Consider the following 18,355-nt stretch of genomic DNA (forward strand, 5'->3'; position numbering starts at 1 on the left):
TATTCTTCCTGTATCTGCGGCCTCACAGCAAACAGGACGCCCCTATGGACCTTCGCAATATTGCGATCATCGCCCACGTTGACCATGGCAAGACCACGCTGGTCGACGAACTTCTGAAACAATCCGGCACCTTCCGCGAAGGCCAGGCAACGACCGAACGCGCGATGGATTCGAACGACATCGAACGCGAACGCGGCATCACCATCCTCGCCAAGGCGACCTCGGTCGAATGGCAGGGGATGCGGATCAACATCGTCGACACCCCCGGCCACGCCGATTTCGGCGGCGAGGTGGAGCGGATTCTGTCGATGGTCGATGGCGTCTGTCTGCTGGTGGACGCGGCCGAGGGCCCGATGCCGCAGACAAAATTCGTGTTGGCCAAGGCGCTCGCGCTCGGGCTGCGCCCGATCGTGGTGCTGAACAAGGTCGACAAGCCCGATGCCGAGCCCGAGCGCGCGCTGAACGAGGTCTTCGATCTGTTCGCCAATCTCGGCGCCTCTGACGAGCAGCTCGATTTTCCGCATCTCTACGCCTCGGGCCGTTCGGGCTGGGCGGACGAGAGCCTCGACGGGCCGCGCAAGGATCTCACGGCGCTGTTCTCGCTGATCGTGAAACATGTGCCGGCGCCGAAACAACTCGCGCGCCAGGCCGAGCCGTTCACCATGCTGGCGACCACGCTCTCGGCCGACCCCTATCTGGGGCGCATCCTCACCGGCCGGGTCGAAAGCGGCCGGATCGCCGCCGGGGCGCAGCTCAAGGCGCTGTCGCGCGACGGCGAGCGGATCGAGCAGTTCCGCGTGACCAAGATCCTCGCCTTCCGCGGCCTCGGTCAGCAGCCGATCGACGAGGCGATCGCGGGCGACATCGTGACGCTCGCCGGCATGACCAAAGCCACCGTGGCCGACACGCTCTGCGCGCCCGAGGTCGAGACCGCGCTGCCCGCCCAGCCCATCGACCCGCCGACCATCACTGTCACCTTCGGGATCAACGACAGCCCACTGGCGGGGCGCGACGGCAACAAGGTGCAAAGCCGGGTGATCCGCGAGCGCCTCATGCGCGAGGCCGAGCAGAATGTCGCGATCAAGGTCGCCGACACCCCCGGCGGCGAAGCGTTCGAGGTCTCCGGCCGCGGCGAACTCCAGATGGGCGTGCTGATCGAGAACATGCGCCGCGAAGGTTTTGAGCTCTCGATCTCGCGCCCGCGGGTGATCTTCCGCGAGGAAGACGGCCAGCGGTTGGAGCCGGTCGAGGAGGTCATCGTCGATGTCGATGACGAATTCTCCGGCGCGGTGATCGACAAGCTGACCGGCGAGCGCAAGGGCGATCTGGTCGAGATGAAGCCCGCGGGCGTCGGCAAGACCCGGATCGTCGCCCATGTGCCCTCGCGCGGGCTGATCGGCTATCACGGCCAGTTCCTGACCGACACCCGCGGCACCGGCGTGCTGAACCGCATCTTCCACGGCTGGGTGGCGCATAAAGGTCCGATCCAGGGCCGCCGCCAGGGGGTGCTGATCTCGATGGAGAACGGCGTCACAGTGGCCTATGCGCTCTGGAACCTGGAGGAACGCGGCAAGCTGTTCCTCGGGCCCCAGGAGCAGGTCTATACCGGGATGCTGATCGGCGAGCATTCGCGCGACAACGATCTGGAAGTGAACCCGCTGAAGGGCAAGAAACTGACCAACGTCCGCGCCTCCGGCACCGACGAGGCGGTGCGGCTGACCCCGCATCTGCGTTTCTCGCTGGAAGAGGCGATCGCCTATATCCAGGACGACGAACTGGTCGAAGTGACGCCGAAGATCATCCGGCTGCGCAAACGTCACCTCGACCCGCATGAGCGCAAACGCGCAAGCCGCACGGAATGAACGAAAAACGGCGCCTCATGGGCGCCGTTTCTCTTTATGGCTTCCGTCGGAGCGGGGGCTGTCTGCCCCCGCACCCCCGAGGATATTTTCAGACAGAAAATGAAAGCAGCACTTTCCTATATTTTCTGTCTCTAAATATCCCGGGGTCCGGGGCAGAGCCCCGGCGGCCGGCCCCTATTCCGCCGCCAGCCGTTTCGCCTTCAGCATCGGCCCCAGATAGCGGCCGGTGTGGCTGGAGTCGGCCTTCGCCACCGCCTCGGGTGTGCCGGTGGCCACGATCCGCCCGCCGCCGTCTCCGCCTTCGGGGCCGATGTCCACGATCCAGTCGGCGGTCTTGATCACGTCGAGATTGTGCTCGATCACCACCACGGTATTGCCCTGCTCGACCAGGGAATGCAGCACTTCCAGCAGTTTGCGCACATCCTCGAAATGCAGTCCAGTGGTCGGCTCGTCGAGGATGTAGAGCGTGCGCCCGGTCGCGCGGCGCGACAACTCCTTCGAGAGCTTCACCCTTTGCGCCTCGCCGCCCGAGAGTGTGGTCGCCTGCTGTCCCACCTTGATGTAACCGAGCCCCACCTCGCAGAGCGCATCCATCTTTTCGCGGATCGCGGGCACCGCCTGGAAGAAGTCGCGCGCATCCTCGCAGGTCATTTCAAGAACATCGGCGATGCTCTTGTTCCTGAACTTGATTTCCAGCGTCTCGCGGTTGTAGCGGCGGCCCTTGCAGGTCTCGCAGGTGACATAGACATCGGGCAGGAAATGCATCTCGATCTTGATCACGCCGTCGCCTTGGCAGGCCTCGCAGCGCCCGCCCTTGACGTTGAACGAGAACCGCCCCGGCCCGTAACCGCGCGCCTTCGATTCCGGCAGCCCGGCATACCAGTCACGGATATGGGTGAAGGCGCCGGTGTAAGTGGCCGGATTGGAACGCGGAGTCCGCCCGATGGGGCGCTGGTCGATGTCGATCACCTTGTCGAGATGCTCGAAGCCTTTGATCGTTTCGCAGGGGGCGGGCGTCTCATGCGCGCCGTTCAGCTTCATCGCGGCGGTCTTGTAGAGCGTCTCGATGGTCAGCGTCGATTTGCCGCCGCCGGAGACGCCGGTCACGCAGACGAAGGTGCCGAGCGGGAAATCCACCGTCACGTCATGCAGGTTGTTCCCCGAAGCCTTTACCACGGTGAGCTTTTTGCCGTTCCCCTTGCGCCGGACTTTCGGCACCGCGATCTCGCGCGCGCCGGAAAGATACTGGCCGGTCAGGCTGGCGGGATCGGCGAGGATCTCGGAGGGCGTCCCGCGCGCCACCACCCGGCCACCATGGACACCGGCACCGGGCCCCATGTCGAAAACATAATCCGCCTCGCGGATCGCATCCTCGTCATGTTCCACCACCAGCACGGTATTGCCCTGATCGCGCAACCCTTTCAGCGTGCCGAGCAGCCGGTCGTTGTCACGCTGGTGCAACCCGATCGAGGGCTCATCCAGAACGTAGAGCACGCCGGTCAGGCCCGAGCCGATCTGGCTCGCCAGCCGGATCCGCTGGCTCTCGCCGCCGGAAAGCGTGCCGGCATTCCGGGCCATCGTCAGATAGTTCAGTCCGACATTCACAAGAAATCCAAGCCTTTCGCGGATTTCCTTCAGAATGGCGCGGGCGATTTCGTTCTGCTGGCCGGTCAGAGACCCGGGCACGGTGGCGATCCAGTCGTAGCTTTCCTGGATCGACTTTTCGACAACCTGGCCGATATGCAGCCCGGCGATCTTCACCGCCAGAGCCTCGGGTTTCAGCCGGTAGCCGCCGCAGGCGGAACAGGGCCGGTTGTTCTGGTAACGCTCCATCTCCTCGCGCGACCAGGAGCTGTCGGTCTCGCGGTAGCGGCGCTCCATATTGGGGACGATCCCCTCGAAAAGACGGCGCACTTTGTAGACGCGGCCGCCCTCGTCATAGGTGAAGTCGATCTCCTCTCCCTTTGATCCGTAAAGGAAAAGCGACTTCACGCTTTCCGGCAGGTCGCGCCATCTGGTCTTTTTGTCGAAGCCGTAATGTTTGGCGAGGCAATCCACCGTCTGGGTGAAATAGGCCGATTTCGATTTCGCCCAGGGCGCGATGGCGCCCTGAAGGATCGACAGGCTCTGGTCGGGAACCACCAGCCGCTCGTCGAAGAACAGCTCCACCCCCAGCCCGTCGCAGCTCGGGCAGGCGCCGAAGGGTGCGTTGAAGGAAAACAGCCGCGGCTCGATCTCGGCGATGGTGAAGCCCGAAACCGGACAGGCGAATTTCTCGGAATAGGTCTTCCGTTCGGCCGTCTCGTCGGCCATTTCGATCACCGCGATCCCGTCGGCGAGGTTCAGCGCGGTGCGGAAAGAATCCGCCAGCCGCGTCTCCAGCCCCTCGCGCACCACGATCCGGTCGACCACCACGTCGATGTTGTGGCGGAATTTCTTGTCCAGAACGGGCGGCTCTTCCAGGTCGTGGAATTCGCCGTTCACCTTGACGCGCTGGAAGCCTTGTTTACGAAGCTCCAGGAATTCCTTCTTATATTCGCCCTTGCGGTCGCGCACGATGGGGGCCAGCAGATAGGCGCGGGTGCCCTCCGGCATCGCCATCACCGCATCCACCATATCCTGCACCTGCATCGCGGTGATCGGCAGGCCGGTCGCCGGCGAGTAAGGCGTTCCCACCCGCGCGAACAGCAGACGCAGATAATCGTAGATCTCGGTGACCGTCCCCACGGTCGAGCGCGGGTTCTTCGAGGTGGTCTTCTGCTCGATGGAGATCGCGGGCGACAGGCCCGAGATATGATCCACATCGGGCTTGCCCATCATGTCGAGGAACTGCCGCGCATAGGCCGACAGGCTTTCGACATAGCGCCGCTGCCCCTCGGCATAGATCGTGTCGAAGGCGAGCGAGGACTTGCCCGAGCCCGACAGCCCGGTGATCACCACCAGCTGGTCGCGCGGGATGTCGAGATCGACGCCTTTGAGGTTGTGCTCGCGCGCGCCGCGCACCTCGATGAACTTCTGCTCCGTCATCACCACACCCCGGGAACTGCCGGCACCAGAGATAGGGCAAATCCCCGCCACATCCAACCGCATTTTGCGAACGAAGCAGGAACGATACACGGGCGCGCGATTTCCTGCCCTCTTGCGATGCCCCCGCCGCTGGCAGACAACGGGGCCAGACCGAGAGAGGTTCCCGCCATGACCACGCTTCCGATCCGCTTCTCGCCCGAAGTGGCGCGCGCCCGCGATCAGGGCAGCGCGCTGGTGGCGCTGGAATCGACCATCATCACCCACGGCATGCCATGGCCGCAGAACCTGGAGACCGCCGGGCGGGTGGAACAGGCGGTGCGCGAGGCGGGCGCCGTCCCCGCCACCATCGCCGTCCTGGAGGGGCGGATCCATATCGGGCTGACCGGGGCGGAACTGAGGGGCCTCGCGCAGGTGCAGGGGGTCGCGAAACTCTCGCGTGCCGATCTGGCGGCCTGCCTTGCCTCGGGCGGCAGCGGCGCGACCACGGTGGCGGCGACGATGATCTGCGCCCGCGCCGCCGGGATCCGGGTCTTCGCCACCGGCGGGATCGGCGGGGTGCATCGCGGCGCCGCCGAGAGTTTCGACATTTCCGCCGATCTTCAGGAACTGGCGCAGACGCCGGTGACGGTGGTCGCCGCCGGGCCCAAGGCGGTGCTCGATCTGCCGAAGACGCTGGAATATCTGGAAACCATGGGCGTTCCGGTGATCGCCTTCGGCCAGGACGAGCTTCCGGCCTTCTGGTCGCGCACATCGGGGCTGAAGGCGCCGCTCAGGATGGACGAGCCGGCGCAGATCGCCGCCGCGCACCGGATGCGCGAAGCACTCGGCCTGCCCGGGGGCCAGCTGGTGGCCAATCCGGTCCCGGCGGCGGACGAGATCGCGCAGCATGAGATCGCTCCCTGGATCGCGGCCGCGCTGGCCGAGGCCGGCGCCCGGGGCATCTCTGCCAAGGCGGTCACGCCGTTTCTTTTGCAGCATATATACGAGGCGAGCGCGGGCCGTTCGCTGGCCACCAACATCGCGCTGGTGCTCAACAATGCGCGTCTTGCGGCGCGGATCGCAAAAGACCTCGTGATGAACCCATGAAAAGCATGGCTTTTCTCTGATCGGCCATTGCGCGGGCGGGGCGGCGCCCCCTAGATTGAGCCGGTCCAGGGAGAGCTCATGTCCGATCCGATCCACCCCCGCCGAAGTTTCCTCGCCGGTCTGCGCGCCAGCTTTCTGACCGGGCTGGTCGTCGTCCTGCCGATCGGGCTGACGCTCTATCTGGTCTGGGCGGTGATCGGCTGGATCGACGGCTGGATCCTGCCGCTGATCCCCGCCAGCTACCGCCCCGATGCCATGCTGCGCTACTACCTCGGGCCGGAATACGAATTCCCGGTGCGCGGTGTGGGCGTGCTGGTGTTTCTGGTGTTCACGATCTGCGTGGGCTGGATCGCCAAGGGGCTGATCGGCCGCTCGGTGATCCGCAAGGGCGAGGATCTGGTCGACCGGATGCCGGTGGTGCGCTCGGTTTACGGCGCGATCAAACAGGTGGCCGAGACCTTCTTCAACAAGAAAGAAACCAGCTTCGACAAGGCCTGTCTGGTGGAGTTCCCCCGGCCCGGCACCTGGGCGCTCGGCTTTCTCTCGACCCGGCCCAAGGGAGAGCTGGCGCGCAAACTCGCGGATATGGGCGAGGAGATGTCGGCGGTGTTCATCGGCCTGACGCCGTTCACCAGCGGGGTGCTGCTGTTCGTGCCGACCAGGGAACTGGTGATCCTGGAGGAAACCGGGATCGACGATGCCGCCAAGCTGATCGTCTCGGGCGGCCTCGTCTATCCGGTGCCCAAGGATCCGCGCTGACCGCTCTCAGCCGAACAGGGCCGCCAGATCGGCCGAGCTGCGCTTGCCGATCTGATCGCCGCATTCCGCGAGGAACCTGTCCGCTGCCGCCCGCCCCGCCCCGAACAGACGTTCGATCAGCGCGCGCGAGGGCTGGAGTTTGGACGCCGCCGTCAGCCCGTTCATCAGCCCGTCGTCGAGGATCATATGCACCCGCACGTCCTTCATCTGGCCGGGGACGATGCGGCCCCCGGCGATCAGCCGTTTGACGAAGGCAATCGCGCGCAACTCTGACAGCAGCGTCGCGTTGAAGCTGATCTCATTCACCCGGTTCTGGATTTCCAGCGGGGTCTGGGGCACCTCTTCGCGCCGCAAAGGGTTGACATGGACGATCAGGATGTCGTCGGGCAGATCATGGTCGTAAAGCGGCCAGAGCGAGGGATTGCCGGCGAAACCGCCGTCCCAATAGCTCTCGTCGCCGATCCCGACCGCCTGAAAGACCGAAGGCAGCGCGGCCGAGGCCAGCAGCGCCTCGGGCGTGATCTCCTGCCCCGCGAAGACCCGCGCCTTGCCGCTGCGCACATTGGTGGCGCCGATGAACAGCCGCGGCGCCTCTTCGGCGCAGACATGGGCAAAATTCAGATCGCGCACCACCGGCTCCAGCGGATTGCGCCAGGCCGCGCCCCAGGCGTAGGGCGAGTAGAACTGCGACGCGACGGCCTGTGGGCTGAACGGCAGCATGGCCGCGGCAGCGTCCTGCGCCATCTGCAGCGCGGGCATCAGATGGTGGAACCAGGGCAGCAGCAGGCGGAAATCACCGATATCGGCGATGTCGTCCCACAGCCGGCGCAGCCGCTTGCGCGCGCCTTCGCGCCCGCCCGCGACAAGCCCGGCCTTCAGCGCCGCGCCGTTCAGCGCCCCGGCCGAAGTGCCGCTGATCGCGGCGATCTCCGGCCCCTCCTCTTCCAGCAGCCGGTCGAGCACCCCCCAGGTGAAGGCGCCATGCGCGCCGCCGCCCTGAAGCGCCAGCGAGATTTTCGTCATGCCGCCCCCTTCCCCTGCGCGGCACAATTTTCTTCAAAGAAAATTGCAAATTCCTTCACAGGAATTTGGCGGCCCGCCCGGCGGTTCATGTCACAACGCCGTCCAGCCGCCGTCGACGGAAATGGTCGTCCCCGTCACCTGGGCCGCGTAATCAGAGCACAGCCAGACCACCGTGCCGCCGATCTGTTCGGTGGTGGCGAACTGGCCCGAGGGCTGGCGTTGCAGCATCACCTCGCGGATCACGGTCTCGCGATCCATGTTGTGGACCTTCATCTGATCCGGGATCTGCGATTCGATCAGCGGCGTCAGCACATAGCCCGGGCAGACCGCGTTGCAGGTGATTCCCTGCCCCGCCGTCTCCAGCCCCACCGCTTTGGTCATCCCCACCACCCCGTGTTTGGCCGAGACATAGGCGGATTTATAGGGCGAGGCCGTCAGCCCATGCGCCGAGGCGATGTTGATGATCCGGCCCCAGCCCGCCGCCCGCATCCCCGGCAGCGCCGCGGCGGTGGTGTGGAAGGCCGAGTTCAGGTTGATCGCGATGATCCGGTTCCAGACCTCGACCGGGAATTCCTCGATCGGCGCCACATGCTGGATGCCGGCATTGTTGACGAGGATGTCGCAGCCGCCCATCTGCGCAACGGCCTCATCGATCAGCGCCCGCGCCTGCGCCCCGTCCGACAGATCGGCCTGGATATAGCGCGCGCTGACCCCGAATCGCTCGCCGAAAGACCTCGCGAGGTCGTGATCCTCGTCGCGATTCGTGAAGCTGTTCAGCACGACATCCGCCCCGGCCTTCGCCAGTTCCTCGGCCACGCCGAGACCGATTCCCGAATTCGATCCGGTCACCACCGCGCGTTTGCCCTTCAGATTCATGCTGCGCCCTCCATGCTGCATCTGCGCGGAAAGACTATCCGCTCACGCGGCGAATGCCAGCGCCGACGGACCAGGGGCAGCGAAAGGGCAAAAAAAACGCCGGCTCAAGGCCGGCGTTAAGTCGTTGAGGCAGGTTTCATACAGGCAAGAAACCTATCGAGCAGTAAGTTCTATATAGTCCTCTCTTTGCCGATGGCCAAGCTAAAAGTTTGAAAAGGCACGATCTGGCGCATAGGGTCGCCGCCAGACCCAGGCCAGAGGCGGATCGTTTCCAGAATGCGTGTGAATGTCCCGGCGAGTGTGAAGACTCTCTGCACCTGCCTTGCGGTTGTGCTGGCGGCTCTCTCCGCGCAGGCCGAGCCGCGGCACGGTATAGCTATGTATGGCGAGCCCGCCCTCCCCCCGGATTTTGTGTCTTTGCCGCAGGTGAACCCTGATGCGCCGAAGGGCGGAACCATCACTCTGGCGCTGCCCGGGGGGTTCGACAGCCTCAATCCGTTCATCACCGCAGGACAGCCCGCGACCGGGATCAGCCCCCTCGTGGTCGAGACTCTGATGGGCCGGAATTACGACGAGCCCTTCACCCTTTACGGCCTGCTCGCCGAATCGGTCGGGACCGACGATTCGCGCAGTTACGCGGAATTTACCCTGCGTGAGGAGGCGCGGTTCTCGGACGGCTCGCCCGTCACGGTCGAGGACGTGCTCTGGTCGTTCGAGACCCTCGGCACCATCGGCAATCCGCGCTACCACGCCGCGTGGAAGAAGATCGCGAAAGCCGAGCAGACCGGCCCGCGCTCGGTGCGCTTCACCTTCTCGGCCGAGGACCGCGAGCTGCCGCTGATTCTCGGGCTGCGTCCGGTGCTGAAAAAGGCGCAATGGGAGGGCCGCGATTTCGAGGCCACCACTTTCGACGCGCCGATCGGCTCCGGCCCCTATGTGGTGGAACGGCTTGAGCCCGGCAGCCGCATCACCTTCCGCCGCAACCCCGACTGGTGGGGCAAGGATCTGCCCTTCAACCGCGGCCAGTGGAATTTCGACGAGATCCGCTACGATTATTTCGCCAACCCGCAGGCGATTTTCGAGGCGTTCAAGGCCGGGCACGTCACCAGCTACCGCGAGACCAATCCGGCGAAATGGGCGGTGAACTACGATTTCCCGGCGGTGCGCGCGGGCGATGTGGTGCTCTCCGAGATCCCCCACAGCCGCCCCTCGGGGATCGAGGGTTTCGTCTTCAACACCCGCGATCCGAAATTCGCCGACTGGCGGGTGCGCGAGGCGCTGATCCGCGCCTTCGATTTCGATTTCATCAACCAGGTGATGAACGGCGGCGTGCAACCGCGGATCCGCTCGTATTTCTCGAACTCGCCTTTGGGGATGGAGCCCGGCACCCCCGCTTCGGGCCGCGAGCTGGAATTGCTGCACCCCTTCGCGGACAGCCTGCTGCCGGGCGTGATCGAGGGCTACAGCCTGCCGGAGTTCAAAGACCGCGCCAGCGCCCGCCGCCACCTGCGCGAGGCGGCGGCGCTTCTGGAAGACGCCGGCTGGCAGGTGGGCGAGGACGGCGTTTTGCGCGATGCCGCAGGCCAGCCGTTCCGGTTCGAGATCCTGCTTTCCGTCGGCCAGGACGAGATGGCCGCCGTCGCCGCGATCTGGGTCGAGGCGCTGAAACCGCTTGGGATCGACGCCCGCGTCTCGATGATCGACGCCGCCCAGATGCGTGAGCGCACCAAAACCTACGCTTTCGAGGTGACGCATTACATCCGCTCGCTCTCGCTCTCGCCCGGGAACGAGCAGATCCTCTACTGGGGCTCAAACGGCGTGACCGAGCCCGGCACCGGCAACTGGATGGGGATGGATGTCCCCGCCGCCGATGCGATGATCGCCGCCCTGCTGAAAAGCCGCGGGCCGGAGGAGTTCACCGCCGCGGTGCGCGCGCTGGACCGGATTCTGACCGCCGGGCGCTATGTGGTGCCGGTCTGGTATGCGGATCGCGCGAGGCTTGCCCACCGAAAAGAGTTGAAATATCCTGAAAACACTCCTCTCTACGGGGATTGGCTCGGATTCCAGCCCGATATCTGGTGGTATCAGGAAGAATGAACCGGAACCGGGTCTGGCAGAAGGCAGGCAGAGCATGAAGAAACTGATCCTCATCGGCGTAATTCTCGCCGCACTCGCAGGGTGCAACACGGTCGCGGGCGTGGGCGACGACGTCTCGGGCGGCGCGCGCACGGTCCAGGGCTGGCTGGGCTGAGGGCGCACGCCGGGGGCTGAACGCTTGCCAAGGCAGGCGGGGCGGCTTATCCCGGGGGCGTCATGGCGCATTACGATCCCTCGCGTTTCAACCTGGCGGCGCATGTTCTTGCGGCCGGTTCCGCCACGCCCGACAAGGTGGCGCTGGCGATCCTGACGCTGACCGGCGCCGAACGCTGGAGCTATGCGCGGCTGCTGCGCGCCGTTCTCGGCTGCGGCGGCTGGCTCTTGTCGCGCGGGCTGACGCCCGGCGACCGGCTGCTGATCCGGCTGGGAAACAGCCCGGGCTATCCGGTGCTTTACCTCGGCGCCATCGCCGCCGGGATCGTGCCGGTGGCCACCTCGCCCCTTCTGACCACGCCCGAGATCACCCGGATGGCGGCGCGCATCCGGGCAAAAGCGGTCGTGGCCGATCCCGGCATCGCTCTGCCTCAGGATTGCACCCCCTGGCCCGCTGATCTTGCCGCCTGGGAACAGGCCGCGCCCTGCGGATGGCATTTCGCAGATGCCGACCGCGAGGCCTATATCGTCTTCACCTCGGGCACCTCGGCCACGCCGCTCGCGGTGCGCCATGCGCATCGCGCGATCATGGGCCGCGCGCCGATGCACGCGGCCTGGGAGGGGCTGACGCCTTCCGACCGGCTTCTGCATTCCGGAGCCTTCAACTGGACCTATACGATGGGCACCGGGCTCATCGATCCCTGGACGGTCGGCGCGACCGCGCTGATCGCCGCGCCCTCGGTCGCGACCGAGCACCTCGGGCTGGTGCTGCGCCGCCATGACGCGACGATCTTCGCCTCGGTTCCCACCGTGTTCCGCCGGTTGTTGCGCGGCGAGATGCCCGGCCTGCCCCGGCTGCGCCACGCGCTTTCCGCGGGCGAAGCCCTGCCCCAGGATCTGCGCCGCGCCTGGCAGGAGAAGACCGGCACCGATATCCACGAAGCCTTCGGGATGAGCGAGATTTCCACCTTTCTCTCCGGCAGCCCCACCCGGCCCGCGCCCGAGGGCACCTCGGGCTTCCCGCAACCCGGCCGCCGCATCGCCGTGCTCTCGGACGCGGGCGAGCCGCTGCCGCCAGGCGAGATCGGCCGCCTCGCGGTCGCGACCAGCGACCCCGGCCTGATGCTGTCTTACGAGGGCGAGGCGCCGCCCTCGGGCAAATGGTTCACCAGCGGCGATCTGGTGCATCAGGACCATCGCGGCGCGATCCACTACCACGGCCGCGCCGACGAGATGATGAACCCCGGCGGCATCCGCATCAGCCCGCGCGAGGTCGAAGCCGCGCTTTCCGCCCTGCCCGGCGTCAGCGATCTGGCGGTGGCCGAGGTCGAACCCGCCCCCGGCACCCGCATCGTCGCGTGCTTTTACGCAGGCCAGCCTGTGCCGGAGAGCACCGCGAATGAATTTGCGGCCGCCCGGCTCGCGCGCTACAAATGTCCGCGCGCCTGGATCCATACCGAGGAGATCCCGCGCGGGCCGACCGGCAAGGTGATCCGCCGCCGCCTCATGGCCCTGTTTCAGGAACAGCTTTCGAAAGCCGACAGATGACCTCGCCCGCCCCCCGGCTGCCCGTCCGGCTGGATATCTTTTCCGACCCGGTCTGCCCCTGGTGCCATGTCGGCAAGCTCAATCTCGACCGCGCGCTGGCCGATCATCCCGGCCATCCGTTCCAGGTCGAGTGGCATCCGTTCCAGCTCAACCCCGACATGCCGCCGGGCGGTCTGGGCAAACGCGCCTGGCTGGAACAGAAATTCGGCGGCAAGGAACGGGTCGATGCGGTGCATGAGCGGCTGCGCGAAGCCGCCCGCGCCGCCGGGGTCGAACTGGACCCCGACCGCCCCGCGCGCATCCCCAATACGCTCGACGCCCACCGCCTGATCCACTGGGCCGGGATCGAGCACCGCCAGAACGAGATCGTCACCGCTTTGTTCCGCGCCTATTGGGACGAGGGCCGCGACATCGGCGAGCATGCCACGCTTGCCGACATCGCCGCGGACAACGGTATGGAGCGCGACGCCGTGCTGCGGCTGCTCGCCTCGGAGGCCGACGCCTCGGATCTGATCGCCCGCGACCAGGACGCCCGCCAGAAGGGTGTCACTTCCGTGCCCACCTTCCTCATCGCCCGCCACTATGTCGTGACCGGCGCGCAGCCGCCCGAACTCTGGGCGGATGTCATCAAAGACCTGAACAAGACGGATTCATGACCGAACAATACCACGCCCGGCCAAAGCTGGGCCAGGCGGAGTTCATCGCGCTGATCGCGATGCTCTTCGCCACCATCGCACTTTCGATCGACGCCATGCTGCCGGCAATCTCGGATATCGGCCGGCTCCTGTCGCCCGAGGCGCCGAACCGCGCCATGCTGATCATCGGCGCCTTCTTCCTCGGCATGGGGCTGGGCACCTTCGTCTCGGGCCCGCTGTCCGACGCCTACGGCCGCAAGTCGATCATGATGCTGGGTGGCGGGGTCTACTGCGCCGCCTCGCTGGCATGCTATTTCGCCGGTTCGCTTGAGATGCTGATCGTCGCCCGGGTGATCCAGGGCATCGGCGCCGCCGGGCCGCGCACCGTGTCGCTCGCCATGGTGCGCGACATGTATCGCGGCCGCGAGATGGCCAGGATCATGTCCTTCGCGATGATGGTCTTCATGGTCGCCCCGGCCATCGCACCGCTGGTCGGCCAGGCCATCATCGACATCGCCGACTGGCATGCGATCTTCCTTGCCTTCGTGCTGTTCTCGCTGACCAGCCTCGTCTGGCTCGGCCTGCGCCAGCCCGAGACCCTGGCGCGCCCCGACCGCATCCCGCTGAGCCCGCGCACGCTGCTCGCGTCGGCACAGGACATGTTCTCGCACCGGATCGTGGTGGTGACAATCCTGATCCAGGCGCTGGTGATGGCGGTGCTGGTCTCGCTCCTGTCCTCGATCGCACCGATCTTCGAGCAGCATTTCGACCGCGGCGTCGAATTCCCCTACTGGTTCGCGATGGCCGCGGTGTTCTCGGCAGTGGGGTCGTTCACCAATGCGAAACTGGTGATGACTGTGGGGATGCGCCGGGTGATCACCATCACCTTCGCCGCGGTGCTGGCGGTCTCGGTCGCGACGCTTGGCTGCCTGACCTGGGGCGACCTCAGCCCCACGGCCGATTTCGCGCTGTTCATGATCTGGATGACCAGCCTGTTCTGCATGATGAGCCTGACCATGGGCAATCTGAACGCCCTCGCGATGGAGCCGGTCGGCCATATCGCGGGCTTCGCCGCCTCGATCATGGCGGGCCTGTCGACCGTGCTCTCGGTGATCATCGCCACCCCGGTCAGCCAGGCCTTCGACGGCTCATACCTGCCGCTGGTGCTGGGCGCGGTGATCTTCCTCGGCCTTGCGCTGGCGCTGATGGCGCTGACCCGCAAGCCGCTTTCATCCTGACCCAAATACCCCCGCCGGAGGCATCCGGCGGATCAGGGCGCGCGGGGTCTATTTTCCGCGCGCCTTCTCCGCCAGATCGCGGGCGATGGCGAAGGCGCCGCGGATGCGCTCGGCCTCGGTCTTCATCTCGCCCATCAGCACGATCTTCGTGCCCTGGACCTTCGCCGCCGCGCCCTGCGCCTTCAGGAATTCGACCAGCCCCGCCGGATTGGCGAATTTGTCGCCCTGGAAGGTCAGCGTCGCGCCCTTCGGCCCGGCATCCAGCCGGTTGATCCCCGCCTTCTTCGCCATCGCCTTGATTCGCACGATCAGCATCAGCGTGTTGACCTCTTTCGGCAGCGGGCCGAAACGGTCGATCAGCTCGGCGGCGAAACCCTCCAGCTCGACCTTGGTCGCCAGCCCCGAGAGGCGGCGGTAGAGGCCGAGGCGGATGTCGAGATCGGGGATATATTCCTCTGGGATCATCACCGGCACGCCAAGGTTCAGCTGCGGCGACCAGTCGTCCGAGATCGGGGACAGCCCGTCGATCTCGCCCGCTTTCAGCTTCGCGATCGTCTCCTCCAGCATGTGCTGGTAAAGCTCATAGCCCACTTCGCGGATATGGCCGGACTGTTCCTCGCCCAGCAAATTCCCCGCGCCGCGCAGATCCAGATCGTGGCTCGCGAGGTTGAACCCGGCGCCGAGGCTGTCGAAACTCGCCAGCAGTTTCAACCGCTTCTGCGCCTGCGGCGTCAGCGGGATGCGCGGTTTCGTGGTCAGATAGCAATAGGCGCGGGTTTTCGAGCGCCCGACCCTTCCGCGGATCTGATAAAGCTGCGAGAGCCCGAACATATCGGCGCGATGCACGATCATCGTATTGGCAGTCGGGATATCGAGGCCCGATTCCACGATGGTCGTCGCCACCAGCACGTCGAACCGCCCGTCGTAGAACTGGTTCATCCGCTCGTCGAGATCGCCCGCCGCCAACTGGCCATGGGCTATGACATAAGTGACCTCGGGGACATGTTCCTTCAGGAACGCCTCGATATCGGGAATGTCCGAGACCCGCGGCACCACGAAGAACGACTGCCCGCCGCGGTAACGCTCGCGCAAGAGCGCCTCGCGGATCGTCACGGTGTCGAATTCCGACACATAGGTGCGGATCGCCAGCCGGTCCACCGGCGGCGTGGCGATGATCGACAGATCGCGCACGCCGGTCAGCGACAGTTGCAGCGTGCGCGGGATCGGCGTCGCGGTCAGGGTCAGGACGTGGACCTCCGAGCGCATCTCCTTCAGCCGCTCTTTGTGGCTGACGCCGAAATGCTGTTCCTCGTCGATGATCAAGAGGCCGAGGTTCTTCAGGCTGACGCCCTTCGCCAGAAGCGCATGGGTGCCGACCACGATATCCACCGTGCCATCCGCCAACCCCTTGCGGGTGGCAGAAGCCTCTTTCGCGGAAACGAAGCGCGACAAAGGCCGCACGTTGAGCGGAAAGCCCCGGAAGCGTTCCGCGAAGCTGCGGTAATGCTGGCGGGCAAGCAGCGTCGTTGGGCAGATCACCGCGACCTGCATCCCGGCCATGGCGGCGACGAAAGCCGCGCGCATCGCCACTTCGGTCTTGCCGAAACCGACATCGCCGACGATCAGCCGGTCCATCGGCGAGCCCTTCTCCAGATCCGCCACCACATCCTGGATGGCGGCAAGCTGGTCCTCGGTCTCGGGCCAGGGGAAGCGGGCGGCGAAAGCCTCCCAGGCGGAATGCGGGGTTTCCAGGATCGGGGCCGAGCGAAGCGCGCGTTCCGCCGCGATCCGCATCAGCCGGTCGGCGATCTCGCGGATACGTTCCTTGAGCTTTGCCTTCTTCGCCTGCCATGCCCCGCCGCCCAGCCGGTCGAGCAGCCCCTCTTCATGGCCGTAGCGCGACAGAAGTTCGATATTCTCGACCGGCAGGTAAAGTTTCGCCTGATCGGCATATTCGATCATCACGCAGGCATGTGGCGCCCCGAGCGCGGTGATGGTCTCGATCCCCAGATACCGCCCCACGCCATGCTCGACATGCACGACCAGATCGCCGGGCGACAGGCTGTCCACCTCGCGCAGGAAATTCTCGGCCTTGCGGCGGCGTTTGGGTTTGGCGACCAGCCGGTCGCCCAGCACGTCCTGTTCCGAGATCACCGCGAGGCCGGGCGCGGTGAACCCGGATTCCAGCGCCCAGACCATCTGGCAGATCCGGCCTTTGCCCTTCGCGGGCGGGCTCAGCCCCCGCAGATCGGCGATGGTCTCGCTCGCCAGCCCCTGATCGTCGAGAAGGCCCTTCAGCCGCTCCATCGCCCCTTCGGACCAGGAGGCCAGCACCACGTCGCGATCCTCGCGCAGCGCGCGAACATGGTCGGACAGTGCCCCGAAAAGACTGACCTTTTCCTGCTGCCGCTCGGGCGCGAAACTGCGGCCCACCCGACCGCCGGCATCCAGCACCCCGGGCCCGGGGCTTTGCGGCAGGGGCGAGAGCCGGATTTCGCGGTGCCCCGCCAGCGCCGCCTGCCAGCCCGCCTCGTCCAGATAGAGCCCGCGCGGCGCGACCGGCTTGTAGACGGTATCCATCTTCGCCCGCGCCGCCATGGCGTCGTTGCGGGCGTCGTAAGCGTCTTCCACCGCCTGCCAGCGCGCGATCTGCATCACCGGCACCTGATCGTCCAGCATCACCGCCGCATCGGGCAGATAGTCGAAGATCGTCTCCAGCCGCTCGTGGAAGAAGGGCAGCCAGTGCTCCATCCCCTGATGCTTGCGGCCCGCGCTCACCGCCTCGTAAAGCGGATCGTCCGAGCCTCCGGCGCCGAATTCCACCCGGTAATTCTGGCGAAACCGGGTGATCGCGGCCTCGTCCAGCACCACTTCCGACACCGGGGCGAATTCCACCGCCTTCAGCTTTTCGGTGGTGCGCTGCGAGACCGGATCGAAGCGCCGCGCGCCATCGAGCTGATCGCCGAAGAAATCCAGCCGCACCGGACCACCCGGCCCCGGCGGGAAGATATCGACGATCCCGCCCCGTATCGCGAAATCGCCCGGCTCGGCCACGGTGGAAACCGGGGTGAACCCCATCCGCGCAAGAAAGCCGCGCAGCCGCGTCTCGTCCACCCGGTCGCCCACTTTCGCGCGGAACGAGGATGCGCGCACCACCTCGCGCGCGGGGAGAAGCTGGCTCGCGGCATTGAGCGTGGTCGAGACCACGAAAGCGCCCGAAAGCCCCTCTGCCAGCGCCGCAAGCACCGCCATCCGGCGCGAGGCGGTGTCGGGGTTGGGCGAGATCCGGTCGTAGGGCAGGCAATCCCAGGCCGGCAGATCCAGCACCGGCACATCGGGCGCAAAGGCCGCCAGCGCCGCGCGCATCGCCTCGGCCCGCTTGTCGTCGCGCGCGACATGGATCACCGGCTGGCCGTGTTTCAGCTCGCGCGCCAGCAGAAAACCGTCGAAGCCCTCGGGCGCACCGCCGAGGAGGATGGGGCGTTGTTCCGTCATCAGTAAAGAATCGAATGGCTGAGGTTGCGCCACATCCCGAACATCGATGTGACCAGAATCGCGAACATCCCCACCACCTGCACCATCCGCCGCAGAAGCAGCAACTGCTGGTAAAGCCCCGCGCCCAGATCCTCGCCGCCCTCGATCTTCAGCGCGGTGCGCAGCGACAGCCAGGCCACCGGCAGCATCCAGACCGTCAGGAAGAACACCGCCTGGGCGAATTCCACCCAATACCAGAAGGCCAGCAGCGTCAGCACCGTGAAGAAAAACGCCAGCCCGAAGAACAGCGGCGCCGCGGCGGTTCGGGTGATCGCCAGCATGCGGCGCGCGTTGATCGAGGCCAGCGTCTCGACATCGAGCTGCGCCTGGCCGCCCTGGCGGCGCGCGCGCTGGATCATGTCATAGGGCACACCCAGCACCCAATGGCTTACCGAGGACCACAGCACGGCCAGCGCGACCCAATACCAGAGGTTCGAGAAGGATCGCAGGTCGATCACTTCGGAAACGATACGGTAAAGGTCCACGCCCGGATGTTCCTTTCTGGCAGCACATGGTC

General features: G+C 66.1%; 13 protein-coding genes. 8 read left to right on the forward strand and 5 right to left on the reverse strand.

The features are described 5' to 3' along the window. Positions 1–44: 44 nt before the first annotated feature. Complete coding sequence (gene typA / locus XINFAN_RS16300; RefSeq protein ID WP_124087928.1) at positions 45–1,862, forward strand: translational GTPase TypA; 1,818 nt, start codon at positions 45–47, stop codon at positions 1,860–1,862. 174 nt (positions 1,863–2,036) lie between these two features. Here typA and uvrA read toward each other — a convergent pair whose 3' ends face one another. Beyond that, positions 2,037–4,889 carry an excinuclease ABC subunit UvrA gene (gene uvrA, locus XINFAN_RS16305; RefSeq protein ID WP_124087929.1) on the reverse strand — a complete coding sequence of 951 codons (2,853 nt, stop codon included), beginning with the start codon at positions 4,887–4,889 and terminating at the stop codon, positions 2,037–2,039. A gap of 168 nt (positions 4,890–5,057) precedes the next feature. Between uvrA and XINFAN_RS16310 the strand changes: the two genes are divergently transcribed. Both XINFAN_RS16310 and XINFAN_RS16315 read left to right on the forward strand, forming a co-directional pair. After that, complete coding sequence (locus tag XINFAN_RS16310; RefSeq protein ID WP_124087930.1) at positions 5,058–5,975, forward strand: pseudouridine-5'-phosphate glycosidase; 918 nt, start codon at positions 5,058–5,060, stop codon at positions 5,973–5,975. A gap of 78 nt (positions 5,976–6,053) precedes the next feature. Then, positions 6,054–6,734, forward strand: coding sequence for a DUF502 domain-containing protein (locus tag XINFAN_RS16315; RefSeq protein ID WP_124087931.1), 681 nt, complete (start codon positions 6,054–6,056; stop codon positions 6,732–6,734). Between the two features lie 6 nt (positions 6,735–6,740). On the opposite strand, the gene XINFAN_RS16320 is transcribed toward XINFAN_RS16315, so the two are convergent. Further along, positions 6,741–7,757 (reverse strand): patatin-like phospholipase family protein, encoded by a 1,017-nt coding sequence (locus tag XINFAN_RS16320; protein ID WP_124087932.1) that lies wholly within the window; start codon positions 7,755–7,757, stop codon positions 6,741–6,743. A gap of 90 nt (positions 7,758–7,847) precedes the next feature. After that, entirely contained in the window at positions 7,848–8,633 is a 786-nt protein-coding gene (locus XINFAN_RS16325; protein WP_124087933.1) for a 3-hydroxybutyrate dehydrogenase, read from the reverse strand. A gap of 276 nt (positions 8,634–8,909) precedes the next feature. On the opposite strand from XINFAN_RS16325, the gene XINFAN_RS16330 reads away from it, so the two are divergent. From XINFAN_RS16330 to XINFAN_RS16350, 5 genes are all read left to right on the forward strand, one after another. Next, positions 8,910–10,730: an extracellular solute-binding protein gene (locus tag XINFAN_RS16330; protein WP_435530876.1), complete on the forward strand. Its 1,821-nt coding sequence runs from the start codon at positions 8,910–8,912 to the stop codon at positions 10,728–10,730. A gap of 34 nt (positions 10,731–10,764) precedes the next feature. Next, on the forward strand, positions 10,765–10,884 hold the full coding sequence (locus XINFAN_RS16335; protein WP_124087934.1) for a lipoprotein: 120 nt from the start codon (positions 10,765–10,767) through the stop codon (positions 10,882–10,884). A gap of 62 nt (positions 10,885–10,946) precedes the next feature. Next, positions 10,947–12,431 carry a class I adenylate-forming enzyme family protein gene (locus tag XINFAN_RS16340; protein ID WP_124087935.1) on the forward strand — a complete coding sequence of 495 codons (1,485 nt, stop codon included), beginning with the start codon at positions 10,947–10,949 and terminating at the stop codon, positions 12,429–12,431. Beyond that, positions 12,428–13,087 (forward strand): DsbA family oxidoreductase, encoded by a 660-nt coding sequence (locus tag XINFAN_RS16345; protein ID WP_124087936.1) that lies wholly within the window; start codon positions 12,428–12,430, stop codon positions 13,085–13,087. The genes XINFAN_RS16340 and XINFAN_RS16345 overlap by 4 nt, the downstream gene beginning before the upstream one ends. After that, the gene (locus XINFAN_RS16350; RefSeq protein WP_124087937.1) at positions 13,084–14,304 is read left to right on the forward strand and encodes a multidrug effflux MFS transporter; all 1,221 of its coding nucleotides are present in this window, start codon (positions 13,084–13,086) and stop codon (positions 14,302–14,304) included. The genes XINFAN_RS16345 and XINFAN_RS16350 overlap by 4 nt, the downstream gene beginning before the upstream one ends. Before the next feature lie 48 nt (positions 14,305–14,352). Here the strand turns inward: XINFAN_RS16350 and mfd are convergent, their stop codons facing one another. Together mfd and XINFAN_RS16360 are read right to left on the reverse strand one after the other, a co-directional pair. Then, positions 14,353–17,799 (reverse strand): transcription-repair coupling factor, encoded by a 3,447-nt coding sequence (gene mfd / locus XINFAN_RS16355; RefSeq protein WP_124087938.1) that lies wholly within the window; start codon positions 17,797–17,799, stop codon positions 14,353–14,355. After that, entirely contained in the window at positions 17,799–18,323 is a 525-nt protein-coding gene (locus tag XINFAN_RS16360; RefSeq protein ID WP_124087939.1) for a component of SufBCD complex, read from the reverse strand. Before XINFAN_RS16360 ends, mfd begins: the two co-directional genes overlap by 1 nt. Positions 18,324–18,355 lie beyond the last annotated feature (32 nt).

It is taken from the genome of Pseudogemmobacter humi (genome assembly GCF_900609055.1).
Classification (GTDB): Bacteria; Pseudomonadota; Alphaproteobacteria; order Rhodobacterales; family Rhodobacteraceae; genus Pseudogemmobacter; species Pseudogemmobacter humi.